This window comes from Flavobacterium columnare NBRC 100251 = ATCC 23463, assembly GCF_002530675.1.
Lineage (GTDB): Bacteria > Bacteroidota > Bacteroidia > Flavobacteriales > Flavobacteriaceae > Flavobacterium > Flavobacterium columnare.
In genome coordinates this window covers 39,320-53,654 of record NZ_PCMX01000005.1, presented here as the reverse complement: position 1 = coordinate 53,654, position 14,335 = coordinate 39,320, and the positions used below count along the sequence as shown (strand labels likewise).

Genomic DNA, 14,335 nt, shown 5'->3' with positions numbered 1-14,335 from the left:
TATCCTTCCAATCGGTAGGTCTCTCCTACTGAGGATTCGCCAAAGGTAAAACTGCTGTCTCCTTTTTTCTTAATATGGGTGGTGGTAAATCTACCATCGCTTCTTTTTTTGAATAGTTCCCAGGTAACGTTTGCTTGTTCTCTTTCGGATATCGGGGTATTAGGGTACCATTCGGATATGTGATAGGTGTATTTTTCGCCTACTGTGGGCGAGGTTACTCCTGATATTGCGGATATGCCTTTTTTCATTATATATTTGTGTTTTTATTACCAAGCTTCGTTGTTTTTACTGCTGATTTCTTCTTGAAATTCTTCAAAATTCATAATGGGGTTGTATAAATGTTGTTCTCGTGGATTGGCTTTTTTTACTTGGCTTTTACTGGTTTGACTTTGTTGTCCGTGTTTTAAAATCGTTATTTTACCTCCTGTACTGCACTTTAATTTGGATATTTCTGTAACGCATTTTTTGTCTAAAATTTTTACTTTGTCGTAGGTTTTACTCCATTTTCCGGCTGCTACTTCTGCCTCTAATAAGTCTTCTAAAGCGCAATATAGGTTGTGAAATGCTCGAAGATGGGCTCCGTCTTTTGTAGCAAATTTCTCAGCTAAGGAGTTTAGGGTGTCTCCTTTTTGTACTACCTGTACAGACCAACTGATGTTCATAAGTTTAAAAACAGAATATAACAACATTTGTTTTTTTTCTATTAGCAAATTTAAAAATTTCGCATTAAATAATATATTTTAATTATTTAACTAAATGTAATTTGTTTTTTATTTTTTTTTATCTACACATGTGTTTTTTTTGTGCATTTTTTTAAAAACACACAATATATAATAAACTAAAGATATTTTTTACGTGAAGCTAGGATTCAATAAATAATGTTTTCTGATATGAGATCTTATCTTTTTTAGTGTGTTTAGATTCCTTTTTTAATAAATTTTGGATAGATTTTTATGTAGCATCAAAACATTATCATCTATAGCACAGTGAAAGATATTTAATATTTTGTGATTTTTAAATATTAGATATTAAATTTTTTAAAAAAAAATTGTTTTATAACTTATATTTTTTATCTTTGTAAGAAATTACATCCATTATTATGATTTTTTTAACAGATATTACAGTTGTAAATTGCTTTCAATTTTTTGTATCTTTGTACTGTTTCACAGTCTAAAACCCTTTTAATCAGTTTTTTTATTTGTTGTGAATTGCTTTCAATTTTTGATTTTTTCATAATGCGTTACAATTTCAATTAAAAAAGAAATTGGTCTTTTAGCTCTTTTTGCTTCCTTTTAGGAATTAGCAGTTAAACTTTGATTTTTTTTTATTCTAATATAAGAATACTTATATCCTACTAAAAGTTTTAGAAAATCAGAGGATTAGTATATAAACTGAGTTCCTCTAAAAAAGAAGGTTCTATATTTCGTACTAATCTAAAAGTTTATTCTTTTTTGTCATTCTTGGTTTCTTTGGGATGATTTAGTACTAATCAGATACCATGTTAACTAAAAAAATCATACGTTTTTATTTAGGTTATCCAACTCCTTTCGTGTGAGTTAAGTTGATTTAGAAACTTTCCTATGCTAAGTTTTTATGTTTTTATCAAGTTGTATTAGAATACGAAAGGAATATATAGACTTAAAGGAGTGTTTTGTTTTTTATCGAGGATGAGGACAAACAAAATAAAATTGTTTGTCCTTTACTTCTAAATAGGTTGAATGAGGTGGGGAGAACGGGGATTATTTGATTACTCTTGTAATAGTACCTAATCTATCTAATTTTAATTTCCAACAGTTTGATTTAATTTGAATACCTTCAATGGAGTTTTCCATTTTATTAGAAGTACTAAATTCCATTTTGTTTACAATAGAAGTGGCAACCTCAGCCTTAATAAAAAAACATTGTTTTCCAGAGGAACTGACCATTTTATAAATTCTATTGGTTTGGTCTTTTGTCAAATTCTTAAAATCTACAATATCTGGATTTTCTATTTCATCTAATGTAGGTACGAATACTAGATCTTGTGGTGATAATGCAAAGACTAAAGTATTTTCTTCTTGATTTTTTTCTGGCACTGCGGACATTCCTTTCTTTAATGTTTCTAAAACATCATTAAAAGGGATTGTTTCAAAATAACGATTATTTTCTTGGTCTTTATAAATGGCAAAAAACAAATTTGTTCCTTTTTCGGCTTCTACATATTTGCTCTTTTTGTTGCCTTTATTCCCTAAAGGAAACTTTACTCCTTCTTCATAAATACGTACTTTATAAATAGGTTTATGATGAAAACCATTGTTATATTTTGTTATCGTTGCGTTTAGTTCTTCTATCCCTTCTGGGGAAAAAGCCAATTCAGGACTTTTTTTATATTCTAAATAATTTTTGAGTATTTTTTGAATTCCTGTGTCCGTAATTTTTTCAATAGATTTAAAATCCATACTGCTATCCAATACCTTGCGCGTTGCTGTTAAGATTTTTCCTTTGGCTGGTGTTTTATATGACAAATGTACTTTTCCAGAAATGGTTTCTTTATGTAATGGTTTACGAATGGCCCAATTATCTCCTTTAATTTGTCTTACTTTTACTTTTTTTCCATTTTCATTATACTTTTCGTAGTAGTTTACGGTTTTGTTTATGATTCTTAAATTTTGTTTAAAAGACGGAATAATAGATTCTAAAATATCTTTTGTGTTTTCAGTAAAATCAGCCCAAGGCTTTATAAAAACCCAATTGTATTTTGTTGGATCATTATCATTGTATTTTTTTTCGCATAATTGTGCTCTGATATCCAATCGTGATTTTTGAAGTATTTCACGATAATTTTCTTTCTCAATTGCGTTCTTCTTTAATTTTTCACCTTGTATATTTTGGTTATTCATATAATTAATATGGTTACGAGTAATACAGGCTATTACAATGGCATCTAAGGCATGATGGCGATGATCTAGTCTTTTTTTATGAAATCCTTTAGCATACTGATCAGGCACTATAGGCATCCTTTTTTGTTTTTGTTCACTATAGGTAGTAAACAAATTTGTTTTTGTAATTGTGTTTAACCGCTCGAAGCGATAGAGTAATAAATCATTCCAGACATCATTAAGATCCCAATCGTTTTTAAGTGCTCGGGTCATTTTTCCTGAAATAGATAAGATATTTGTTGAATTTATGCCATTATCTGTTCCGTCTTCTTTTCTAACTATTTTAGACAATAATTGCATCACATATTTACTTACGTAACGGGTATCGTTTAACTGCTTTTCAACCATTTGTACTGGAAGTTCTTTTAACAAAAGGTTTTCTCTTTTAGCTTTGTTTTTTGCATAATATGTAGTAACAAAATTCCAATATTGTTCTGGGCTTAATAACCTTATTGTTTTGCCTTCTTCTAAAGTAACCTCTCGTATTTCGTGGTTGTTAATAAATTCGTATCCTAATTGATTATTTTTTAATCTATTTATTTCTGTTTCGCATATCACTTTATTTGATAGGTTGTCATCATAATATTTACTTCTAGGTATGATATGTTCTATTTCATAATTAGGAGTAAACAATTTGCTTAACGGAATGGATTGGCCTGTGTAAGGCGATTTATATTTATGTTCTAACCAGAGTATATAAAGTTCTAACTGCTTTTTTGTAGGTTGATCTGTATTGCTGATTTTTATAATATCCTCTTCTATTTCAATTCCTGAATTTAAAGCCCCTTCTTCAAATATTTTTAAAATTTCTTGGTGTTTGGGCGAATTGGGTTTTACGTTTTCAACACCTTGTGTAAATAGCTCTATAAGGAGTGCTTTTATTCTTGTATTTGTAGATTCATTTTTAGTATTAGTACTGGATAATTTTCTGCGTTTATCAACAGGGTTTTTTAAATCTTTCCCTAACTCTATATGTATTTCGTTGAAAAAATCTTTTTTACCTTGGCCTTTTTTTGACCATATATCTCTTACTACTCGAAGGGTTTCGGTTACTACTTGTTCTACAATAGGGTTTCTTAGAGCATGTTGTTTAAACTTTTTTAAGAAAGTATCTATATCTTGAGGCGATTTCCATTTTTCAATTTCAGAACTTTCGTTATGGCTATTGTATACTATATACCCTGCCAACCAAAGAGGTAGGTTTTTAAAATCATTTTCGTTAGAAAAATGATTTGTTTTTTCTCTAACTAGAGTAGAAATAGTATCATTTTCTTCACCTGTAATAATACATTGGATTTTTTGTTTGGTAATTGGGTCAATATCATCATAATTCCAATATTTTCCTACTCGCATTAATGGTAATAATTTCTTTATTGCTTTTAAAGAGTAAATAGCATAATCATTTTTAAAAGGAGGAATTCTTTTAAAGGTATTTACAAAAGATTTTGTATCAAGGTGATTCTTAAGAGCAAATTTTGCTAAGGCTTTTTCATACTGCTTTTTATCTGTTACGGAATAAATAATATGCCAAAGATTATAAAGTCTTTCTTTATCTAAAAAATCGTCTTGAGCATTGTAAATTTTATCTAATTTATTTTTTAATAAAAAATAGGTTTCACCACAAGGATAGGTTTTAGATTCATCTTTTTCATGATCATATACATAATTCCAACGATATTCTTTAACCTTAGTTTTAACTTGCTTGGGTTTTAGATCGGGAAATTTTGTTTTTACTAAATATTCTAATATCCCTTTATGGTCAATTTCTTTTTTATTCCATAAAAATTCGAAAAGATTTTCAAAATCTTGTTCATTAGTAAGAAAAAAATCCGTGCAATTATCACTGGATAATTTTTCATATATTTTTAGGTTTTTTATCCATTGCCATAAACGAAACTCTTGAAATAAAGGATGTGATTTAGCAACTGCTGGGATATACTCTCTGATTTTTTTATCTTCTTTTTTGAATGTACGACTTTCATAAGTACATTTTCCAATATTATATTTTGGGGCTTTTAATGGACGTTGATAATACAAAATATCATTAATAAATAAGTACGCAATATCCTTATTTTTTAATGCGCTTTTATATATCTCGTTCTTAGGATATAATTCTTCTAAACAAGCTTTATAGAGTTTAGAACTATTCAGTTCTAGGTGATATTCTTTTTGTTTGTTAATGATTTGTTGAAGCTCTTCTTTGTAAATACTTCTATCTATGGTTCGTATAAAATCACCTTTTATTTTAAGATCAGGGGTATTAAGTAAGGCATCATAAATATACGTTCCAAGAGTCTTTCCTGATTCGTAAATTTCTTTTTCTGTCTTTTTTTTAAGTAGCGTCCAATCTCCTTCACTAGGGGCTCTAAAACTTCTTTTTTCTTTTCCTTCTTTATCTTTTTTAATAGACCCATCTTGATTCAGATCAGTAGTAACAATAAAATCTTTTGTTTTCCCTTCCCAATTAAATAAGGGCGTTTTACTTTCTCTCCTATACGTCCATCCATTTTCTAGATTAATACTATACCATCTTTTATCCCTTCCTTCTTTGGGTTGATCCGCTACAACATCTATAATTTTTAGAGAATAAAATTCTACTTGTTTGTTCGGTACACTCTCCTCTTCCTCATCTCTTAATTGATTGTATCCTCTTTTTTGGTTAAACTGAAGTAATAACCAAGCTAATTCTTCCTTTTCTATTCTTTGATTTAATGCTTTTTTTCGTAAATAATAAATAGTCCAATCATAAGGGATTTTTTTATTATTAGTAAGTAGTTCAGGGTGTTTTTCTTGAAATTCTTTTAGCATTTCAAGAAAAGAATTTTGAAAAATAAATTGATTTTGATTGTATGCTAACTTAGGTTCTGTATTAGGCAGAAATTTTCCAAAATACTTTTCAAAATCAATGCTTTCAGCATAATGTTTAGGTAAAAAATCTAGTACGTTTAAAACCCTATGTAAACGCTCTCTTCTTAATAAGAATCTTTGTATTAATTTGCGTTTACTACGATAATCTGTGCGTAAAGCGGTTTGCGTTTCAGTAATTGCTCCTGAACCAAATTTATCTAAAATATCTTGTGTCATAGGTATGATCCTACTACCAGCCGCTATAATTTTACCTTTTTTGTTTTCATAGTCTTCATTTACTAGAGCCCAACCAATAGAATTGGTCCCTATATCTAATCCTAAGTTAAATTTCATCATTAGTGTACTTATTTATAACAATATTATTATAAAAAATAAACTAATACTATTTTTTTAATCAAAAAATTGTATATTCGTATAACAAAATTTGAAAGCAATTCACAATAAGGATTATTCCGTTGTGAAAACATTTAGGTTGCCTCTTGCCTATGATCAGGAGGCTTTTTTTATTTAAAAAAATCAGCAATTTTACGATCGTTGCCCAAACGTGGTAATTTATTTTGTCCACCTAACTTACCAATAGATTTCATATATTCCTGAAATCCGTTTTTTGCCACTTTAGTAATCACAACAGTCTGTAAAACGCGTCCAACGATTAGATCATCGTAATACACGTTTTGTTTACGCATGGCTTGATCGATTTTTAATGCAAAAGCTTTTAAATCTTCGGGTTCATTTTCAAATTCAATGAGCCATTCATGATAGGGTAAGCCTTCTGAGGGATTAATTTGTGGAGCAACTGTAAATTCATTTACCCGAACTGATGTCCCTTCCATAGCTTCTTGTAGAGCACTTTCTACCTCTTTACCTATGACATGTTCTCCAAAAGCTGAAATATAATGTTTGATTCGTCCAGAAACTATTACTCGATACGGACTTAAAGAAGTAAATTGTACTGTATCCCCAATATTGTATGCCCACAATCCCGCATTCGTAGATATAATCAATGCGTAATTAATCCCTAATTCGACTTCTCCAATGGTATATCTTTTAGGGTTTTCTGTAAAAAACTCATCGGCTTTTATAAACTCGTAAAAAATTCCAGAATTCAACAACAAAAGCATTCCTTTTTCTTTCTGAGAATCTTGATATGCGAAAAACCCTTCGGAAGCTGGAAATAACTCTATAGCATCTACTTTTCGCCCAATTAAATTTTCGAATTTTGCGCGGTAGGGTTCGTAATTTACGCCACCGTAAATAAACAAATTGAAGTTTTTAAAAACCTCACCAACTGGCTTTTTAGCTTTTTCGGAAAGTTTTTCAAAATACATTTGTACCCAAGATGGAATTCCAGAAATTACCGCCATGTCTTCGTGAAACGTTTCTTCAACAATGGCATTGACTTTGGTTTCCCAATCTTCAATACAATTCGTTTCCCATGAAGGCATACGGTTTTTTTGAAGATACTTTGGAACAAAATGTGCCACAATTCCTGAAAGTCTTCCTAATTTGATTCCGTTTTTTTCTTCCAGAATTGGGCTCCCTTGCAAAAAAATCATTTTTCCATTTACAAAATCAGTTTTACCTGTTTCATGTACATAACTTAAAATGGCATTACGAGCTGCTTCTATGTGATACGGCATAGATTCTTTAGTTAGCGGAATGTATTTTGCTCCTGAAGTCGTTCCTGAAGTCTTTGCAAAATAAATAGGTTTACCAGTCCAAAGAATATTTTCTTCTCCTTTGACTACTCGATCTACATAGGGACGTAATTCTTCGTAATCGCGAACAGGGACTTTTTGAACATAATCATTATATGTGTGTATTTGTTCAAATTGATGGTCTTTACCAAACTGGGTGTTTTTTGCCTGTTGAATTAATTTTTTAAAGATTTTTTGTTGGGTTTCAATAGGATTATTTACCCACTTTTGGGTTTTATGATAAATGAAGGAGGCAAATAGTTTTGCTCCAATACTTTTGATCGACATTATTTACTATCTTTTTTCGCAGCTGCTTCTACTTGTTTTCGTAATTCTTTTTCTTCTTCGGATACTTGCATATCATATTCCGATGGATCCACATAATCAGAAGCTAAAATAGAATCTTTGTTTACTTTAGCATATTCTAAATCGCCTGTTAATACTTTTTTAACCGATTGTATATAAGCGTCATTCTTTTTTATCTCAAAATCTAATGAATCTGATTTTAAACCTAGTAACAATGCTTTTTCTTTCAATTCTGTTGATGAATATCCTGGGATGTATTCTCTTAAAGTTGTAAAAGCAATTATGTAAGTAGTTACTGAAATTAAAAAAATAGCGCCAATGGATAATAATAGAAAAACATTTAAAATGGTTAATCGAAGTGAAAATTGTTCTTCAAAAGTATCTTCATTTAAGATAATTAAACGTCTTTTCGTGATAATTTTATCAAGAAATTCTTTGCGTTTGAATCTTTTAAGTATCGTCATAAACTAAATTTATACCTATTACAAATATAGGAAAATAGAATGGCTCTTCAGTATACGAATAATAATTCGTTAAAAATTACATTTGAGTTTTTTCTTTATTATCTTTGCAAAGTAATTTAAATGCAACTTTTGCACAATTTTTAAGAATATGGGAAGATTAGGTCCAACGGAAATTATACTAATAATTGCAGCTTTATTATTGTTATTTGGCGGTAAGAAAATTCCTGAATTAATGAAAGGTTTAGGAAGTGGATTGAATGAATTCAAAAAAGCTTCTAAAGGAGAAGATACTGCTGCACCAAAAAAAGAAGAAGAAACTAAAGAGTAACTCTTACTATTTACCTTCTTTTTATGGATAAAATAGACGCAAAGATTCTTAATATTTTACAACAAGATTGTACACTTTCGGTGAAAGATGTTGCGGCTATGGTGGGGCTTTCCTATACTCCTACTTATGAAAGAATTAAACATCTTCAAGAATCAGGAGTTATTAAGAAAAGTGCTGTTATTCTTAACCCTTCAAAAGTAGGTATCAAGCTATTTGCTTACTGCAATATTACACTCAAAAAACAATCTCGAGAGCATTTAAAAAATTTCGAGGATGAAGTTATGAAAATGCCTGAAATACTAGAAGTTACTAGTCTTTCAGGTATTTACGATTATATGTTAAAAATTGCGACTACAGATATTGATGCTTACAATAATTTTGTAGTGAATAAATTAGCCAATATTCCAAACATTGGACAATATCACAGTAATATTGTGATGAGTATGGTGAAAAATGAAACTTCTTACTATTTAGCTGAGGATTAAATCATTTTCTTTTTCTTTTTAATAAACTCCTCTTTGATTTTATCATTTTGCAAATTACCAATACTTCCTTCGTGGGTATGGTTTAGCGTTTCATAATTATAGATAAACTGATTTTCTTCCACTTGTTTTGAAACTATTTTATAGGCTTCTCTGAACGGAATACCGGATAAAACCAATTCGTTAACGGCTTCAACCGTGAATAGATTCAAATATTTTTCGTCTGATAGAATGTTTTGCTTAATGGTAATATTTTCTAACATTACTTGAAGCATGTCTAAACATTCTTTCAAGCTGATAATCGCTGGGAATAAACATTCTTTGGTTAATTGCATATCCCTGTGATACCCCGAGGGTAAATTGTTAGTCAATAACGTTAGCTCATTAGGCAAAGCTTGAATTCTGTTGCATTTGGCTCTGATCAATTCGAAAATATCTGGATTTTTTTTGTGCGGCATGATACTACTTCCTGTGGTTAATTCTTTAGGAAAACTAATAAATCCGAAATGTTGATTCATGTACAAACACACGTCCATTGAAAATTTTGTGAGTGTAGCTGCTATTCCAGATAAAGCCATAGCAGTTGTTTTTTCCATTTTTCCTCTTGTCATTTGAGCATAGACCACATTATGATTCATCGATTCAAAATTGAGTAGCAAGGTGGTGAATGTTCTATTTAAAGGAAAAGAAGAACCATAACCAGCACCAGATCCCAAAGGATTTTTATTAGCCATAGCATAAGCCGCTAAAATCAGTTCTAAATCATCACTTAAGCTTTCTGCATAAGCGCCAAACCACAAACCAAACGAGGAAGGCATTGCTAATTGAAAATGCGTATAGCCTGGTAATAACTCGTTTTTATGTTTCTCACTTAAATCAATCAAAGTATTAAAAACAGTTTCGGTCTTTTCGACAATTTGTTTCAATTCTGATTTTAGAAACAACTTAATATCCAACAATGATTGATCGTTTCTGGAACGACCGGCATGGATTTTTTTTCCTACCTCTCCTTTCATTTGAGTTAGTAACAATTCGACTTGGGAATGCACATCTTCTACACCCTCTTCAATTATAAATGACTTATCAAGTACCATTTTCAGAATGGATTGCAACCCCTCGTGGGCTTCTTTTAGTTCTTCAGTAGTTAATAACCCTATTTCATGCAACATAGATGTATGAGCCAAAGAACCTTTGATATCAGCTTCTGCCAAATATAAATCCCAAATAGTATCTTGGCCTATCGTAAATTGTTCCACCATTGCTGAAATGGAAGTTTTTACGTTATCTGATGTATTTTGCCACAACTTCATAGTCTATCGTATTAAATTTTTCTAGCATTTCAATATAGATTGCAATGCCTTTGTTGATTTCTTCCACATAAATGTATTCATTGGCTGTATGTGATCTTGCCGAATCGCCTGGTCCCATTTTGAACGTTGGAAAACCACTCATCAACGCCTGATCTGAAGTGGTTGGTGAAGCATAAATAGCTCTTCCTAATGCGATACCACTTTGCACAATTGGATGCTCTATTGGAGCAAATGAAGGATTCAAACGAGTCGAACGCGGAATGACTTCGCAATCCACATGCTGTTTGATAATTTCCAAAGCTTGTTCGTTATTGTATATATCGGTGGTTCTAATATCCACTGTAAACTGGCATCTTTCTGGAACCACGTTATGTTGTACACCCGCATTGATAATAGTTACCGACATCTTGACTTTGCCCAGCATTTCCGATTCCTCTGGAAATTCGAATGTTCGAAACCATTCGATATCCTTCAACGCTTTATAAATGGCGTTTTCTCCTTCTTCCCTGGCGGCATGTCCTGATTTCCCGTGGGTAATACAATCAATCACAAAAAGTCCTTTTTCTGCGATAGCGATATCCATTTTGGTAGGTTCGCCCACAATACCGAAATACATCTTTCCTAATTCTGGTAAAACGATTTCCACTCCGTTATTTCCAGAAATTTCCTCTTCTGCGGTGGCCGCATAAATCAAATTGAACTGCAACTCCTGTCTGTCATAAAAATGCAAAAAACAGGCCGCTAGAGAAACCAGTGGTCCACCAGCGTCATTACTTCCCAAACCATATAAAATCCCGTCTTCAATATCTGGACTAAAAGGATTTCTAGTATATTGTTTGTTTGGTTGTACCGTATCGTGATGTGAATTCAGTAAAATTGTTGGTTTTGAATCGTCAAAATATTTATTCTTTACCCAAACATTATGTAGCAATCGATTAGTAAGGATCCCTTTTTGAACAAAAAAATCATTCAGAATTTCAGCCGTATGATTTTCTTGTTTACTAAAAGATTGTGTCGCTATTAACTTTTTCAGCAATTCCAATGCTTCTTTTTGTAATTGTTCCATTCTTTATACTATTAAAGTTCCAATAAACGACTCCCCTTGTTCATTAGCATAATCGGCATGACAGATTTCGACCCTCGTTATTTTAGATTCACTCGCTTTAAAAGCATTTTCCAATTTAGGGAGCATTCCTTTTGAAATAATTTGTGTCTCTTTTAAAGATTGATATTCTTTCTTATCGAGCTTTCTTAACCATGAACCATCGACTTCAGGATTTGTCAACACCCCTAATTTTTCAAAGCAAAATCTAAGATTCACTTCGTTCGTTTCAGAAAGTGCTATAGCTACTTCGGTTGCAATAGTATCGGCATTGGTATTTAATAAATTACCTTTTCCATCGTGGGTAATTGGACTGATAACGGGTACAATTCTATTGTCTATAAGATTTTGCAAAAAACCGGCATGAATACTTTCCACATCACCTACCCAACCGTAATCAATAGTTGGATGATTTCTTTTTACCGATTGAATACAATTTCCATCTACACCACTTAATCCAATAGCATTGCATGATTTTGACTGTAATTTAGCCACAATGGTTTTATTTACCAATCCGGCATAGACCATCGCAGTAATTTTTAAAGTCTCAGCATCAGTAATCCTTCTACCGTCGATGATTTGTTGTTCAATGTTCAAATTCTTTGCTACACTGGTAGCCAATTTTCCGCCACCGTGAATCAAAATTTTTGGTCCATCCAGCTTAGCAAATCTGTTAAGGAAATCATCTAATTTTATTGCATCGTCAATAATATTCCCACCAATTTTTATTACGTGTACCATAGCTTAAAAATTAGATTCCACTATTTTTTTCAATACCGTTTGAGCCGCATATACTCTGTTTTCAGCTTGTTGTAGAATCAACGAGTTTTCGCTGTCCAAAACCTCATCCGATACTTCTACATTTCTTCTCACTGGCAGACAATGCATCACTTTTGCTGAATTGGTTACTTTCAATTTTTCGTTAGTTAACATCCAATTTTCTGTAACAGGTAAAACCTTTCCGTAATCGGTATACGAAGACCAGTTTTTTACATAAACAAAATCGGCATCCTGTAATGCTTTTTCCTGATTGAATTCGATTGTTGCGCCTTTTGTAAACTCCTCGCTCAATTCATATCCTTCAGGATGTGTAATAGTCAAATCATAACCGCTGGACAAAGTCCATTCGGCAAACGAATTGGCTACCACCTGCGGAATCGGTTTGATGTGTGGCGCCCAAGTCAGCACCACCTTTGGCTTCTCTTTGGTTTTGTATTCCTGAATTGTAATCATATCCGCCAAACTTTGTAACGGATGTCTTGTTGCCGATTCTAAACTCACCACTGGGACTTTAGCATATTGCATAAACTGATGGATAATTTTATCGGCATAATCCTCTTCTTTATTTTCTAGATTGGGGAAACAACGAATGGCTAAAATATCACAATACAAACCCATAACGGCAGCTGCATCTTTAATGTGTTCCACAGTTTTTCCGTTCATCACGGCTCCTTCTTCAAATTCCAGTGCCCAACCATCGTTGTTTACATTAAGAATCATCACTTCCATTCCTAGGTTTTGTGCGGCTTTTTGCGTACTCATTCTAGTTCTCAGGCTTGAATTGAAGAATAACAATCCGATGGTTTTATTCTTCCCTATTTGAGATATTCTTTCTGTTTTTTTTAATTCTATGGCTTCTTTCACTAAAGCCATGGGGTCTTCAATATCGTTTACTGATGTAAAATGTTTCATTTCTCTTTCATTAATCATTTCTAATCAGGACGTTTACTTCAAAATAATCTTTAAAGCTTGTAACAATTCGTCCAATTCTTTTTTCGTCACTGCCAATGAAGGCAAAATTCTCAGGGTATTTTTATTGCTCGCGGTTCCGGTAAAAATTCCGAATTCGTCCAATAATCGTTTACGTACAGCTGCGCAAGGCTCATACAATTCGATGGCAATCATTAATCCCATGCCTCTGATTTCTTTGATATTTGGAATGTTTTGCAATTGTTCCATGAGATACTCTCCCATTTTTTGGGCATTCTCCATTAGGTTTTCCTTTTCAATCACTTCTAAAACTGCTAATCCAGCAGCGCAAGCCAAATAATTTCCTCCGAAAGTGGTTCCCAGCATTTCTTTTTTTGGCTGAATATGCGGTGCGATTAAAACACCAGCTATAGGAAATCCGTTGCCCATTCCTTTCGCCACAGTAATAATATCGGGCTGTATTCCCGCATGTTGATGGGCAAAAAATTTCCCCGTTCTTCCGTAACCCGACTGCACTTCATCCAAAATCAAAACAATACCTAGTGTTTTACACTTTTGCGCCACATGTTGTAAAAATGCAGGCTCTGGAATCTGAATACCGGAAACGCCTTGAATTCCTTCAATAATGACACAGCACACCTCATCGTTTACAGCTTGGTCAAAAGCATTACTATCATTTAATGGTAAAAAAGTTGTGTTGTTGTTTTCGTTCACTGGTGCTACAATTGCAAGATTATCTGTACTTGCAACGGCCAATGATGTTCTACCATGAAAAGCCTTATTAAAAGCGATTATTTTTTTTCTTCCATTATGAAAAGATGCCAATTTGAAGGCATTTTCATTTGCCTCTGCACCTGAATTGCACAAAAACAACTGATAATGAGTATAGCCCGAAAGTAGGCCTAATTTTGTTGCCAATTGTTTCTGCTGGTCAATCACAATCGAATTAGAATAAAAACCAATTTTCTGCAACTGTTCTGTAAGGCTTGAAACGTAATGAGGATGCGTATGACCAATGGAAATTACGGCATGACCGCCATATAAATCCAAATAGTGCTTTCCGTTTTTGTCCCATAAGTCCGAACCTAGTGCTTTCACAATTTCAATATCTGAAACCGAATACACGTCGAATAGATTCATTTGTGTTGGG

Annotated in this window: 12 protein-coding genes; 2 read left to right on the top strand and 10 right to left on the bottom strand. The window is 32.4% G+C overall.

Translation table 11 applies throughout. From position 1 onward, the window contains the following. From B0A78_RS01165 to B0A78_RS01145, 5 genes are all read right to left on the bottom strand, one after another. Positions 1-248: hypothetical protein (locus tag B0A78_RS01165; protein ID WP_133065776.1), on the bottom strand; the 248-nt coding region annotated here is incomplete at its 3' end. Positions 249-266: 18 nt separating this feature from the next. Continuing rightward, complete coding sequence (locus B0A78_RS01160) at positions 267-662, bottom strand: PAAR-like protein (protein ID WP_097609305.1); 396 nt, start codon at positions 660-662, stop codon at positions 267-269. Between the two features lie 1,077 nt (positions 663-1,739). Then, positions 1,740-6,119, bottom strand: a complete 4,380-nt coding sequence (gene cas9 / locus B0A78_RS01155) for a type II CRISPR RNA-guided endonuclease Cas9 (RefSeq protein WP_014165808.1) — start codon at positions 6,117-6,119, stop codon at positions 1,740-1,742. Between the two features lie 170 nt (positions 6,120-6,289). Next, on the bottom strand, positions 6,290-7,771 hold the full coding sequence (locus B0A78_RS01150) for a GH3 auxin-responsive promoter family protein (protein ID WP_097609302.1): 1,482 nt from the start codon (positions 7,769-7,771) through the stop codon (positions 6,290-6,292). Further along, positions 7,771-8,253: a hypothetical protein gene (locus B0A78_RS01145; RefSeq protein ID WP_014165810.1), complete on the bottom strand. Its 483-nt coding sequence runs from the start codon at positions 8,251-8,253 to the stop codon at positions 7,771-7,773. Before B0A78_RS01145 ends, B0A78_RS01150 begins: the two co-directional genes overlap by 1 nt. A 148-nt stretch (positions 8,254-8,401) precedes the next feature. Between B0A78_RS01145 and tatA the strand changes: the two genes are divergently transcribed. Further along, positions 8,402-8,581: a twin-arginine translocase TatA/TatE family subunit gene (tatA, locus tag B0A78_RS01140; protein WP_014165811.1), complete on the top strand. Its 180-nt coding sequence runs from the start codon at positions 8,402-8,404 to the stop codon at positions 8,579-8,581. Positions 8,582-8,604: 23 nt separating this feature from the next. Further along, positions 8,605-9,066, top strand: coding sequence for an Lrp/AsnC family transcriptional regulator (locus B0A78_RS01135; protein ID WP_014165812.1), 462 nt, complete (start codon positions 8,605-8,607; stop codon positions 9,064-9,066). On the opposite strand, the gene argH is transcribed toward B0A78_RS01135, so the two are convergent. Genes argH through B0A78_RS01110 form a run of 5 tightly spaced genes read right to left on the bottom strand, consistent with a single transcriptional unit; the run spans position 9,063 to position 14,325 of the window. Beyond that, complete coding sequence (gene argH, locus B0A78_RS01130) at positions 9,063-10,373, bottom strand: argininosuccinate lyase (protein ID WP_097609301.1); 1,311 nt, start codon at positions 10,371-10,373, stop codon at positions 9,063-9,065. The genes B0A78_RS01135 and argH overlap by 4 nt on opposite strands. After that, positions 10,345-11,439, bottom strand: a complete 1,095-nt coding sequence (locus B0A78_RS01125; RefSeq protein ID WP_097609300.1) for a M20 family metallo-hydrolase — start codon at positions 11,437-11,439, stop codon at positions 10,345-10,347. The genes argH and B0A78_RS01125 overlap by 29 nt, the downstream gene beginning before the upstream one ends. Positions 11,440-11,442: 3 nt before the next feature. Continuing rightward, positions 11,443-12,216: an acetylglutamate kinase gene (argB, locus tag B0A78_RS01120; protein ID WP_097609299.1), complete on the bottom strand. Its 774-nt coding sequence runs from the start codon at positions 12,214-12,216 to the stop codon at positions 11,443-11,445. A gap of 3 nt (positions 12,217-12,219) precedes the next feature. Further along, complete coding sequence (locus B0A78_RS01115; protein WP_063744159.1) at positions 12,220-13,167, bottom strand: N-acetylornithine carbamoyltransferase; 948 nt, start codon at positions 13,165-13,167, stop codon at positions 12,220-12,222. Positions 13,168-13,200: 33 nt separating this feature from the next. Further along, positions 13,201-14,325: an aspartate aminotransferase family protein gene (locus tag B0A78_RS01110; protein ID WP_097609304.1), complete on the bottom strand. Its 1,125-nt coding sequence runs from the start codon at positions 14,323-14,325 to the stop codon at positions 13,201-13,203. Between the last annotated feature and the right edge of the window lie 10 nt (positions 14,326-14,335).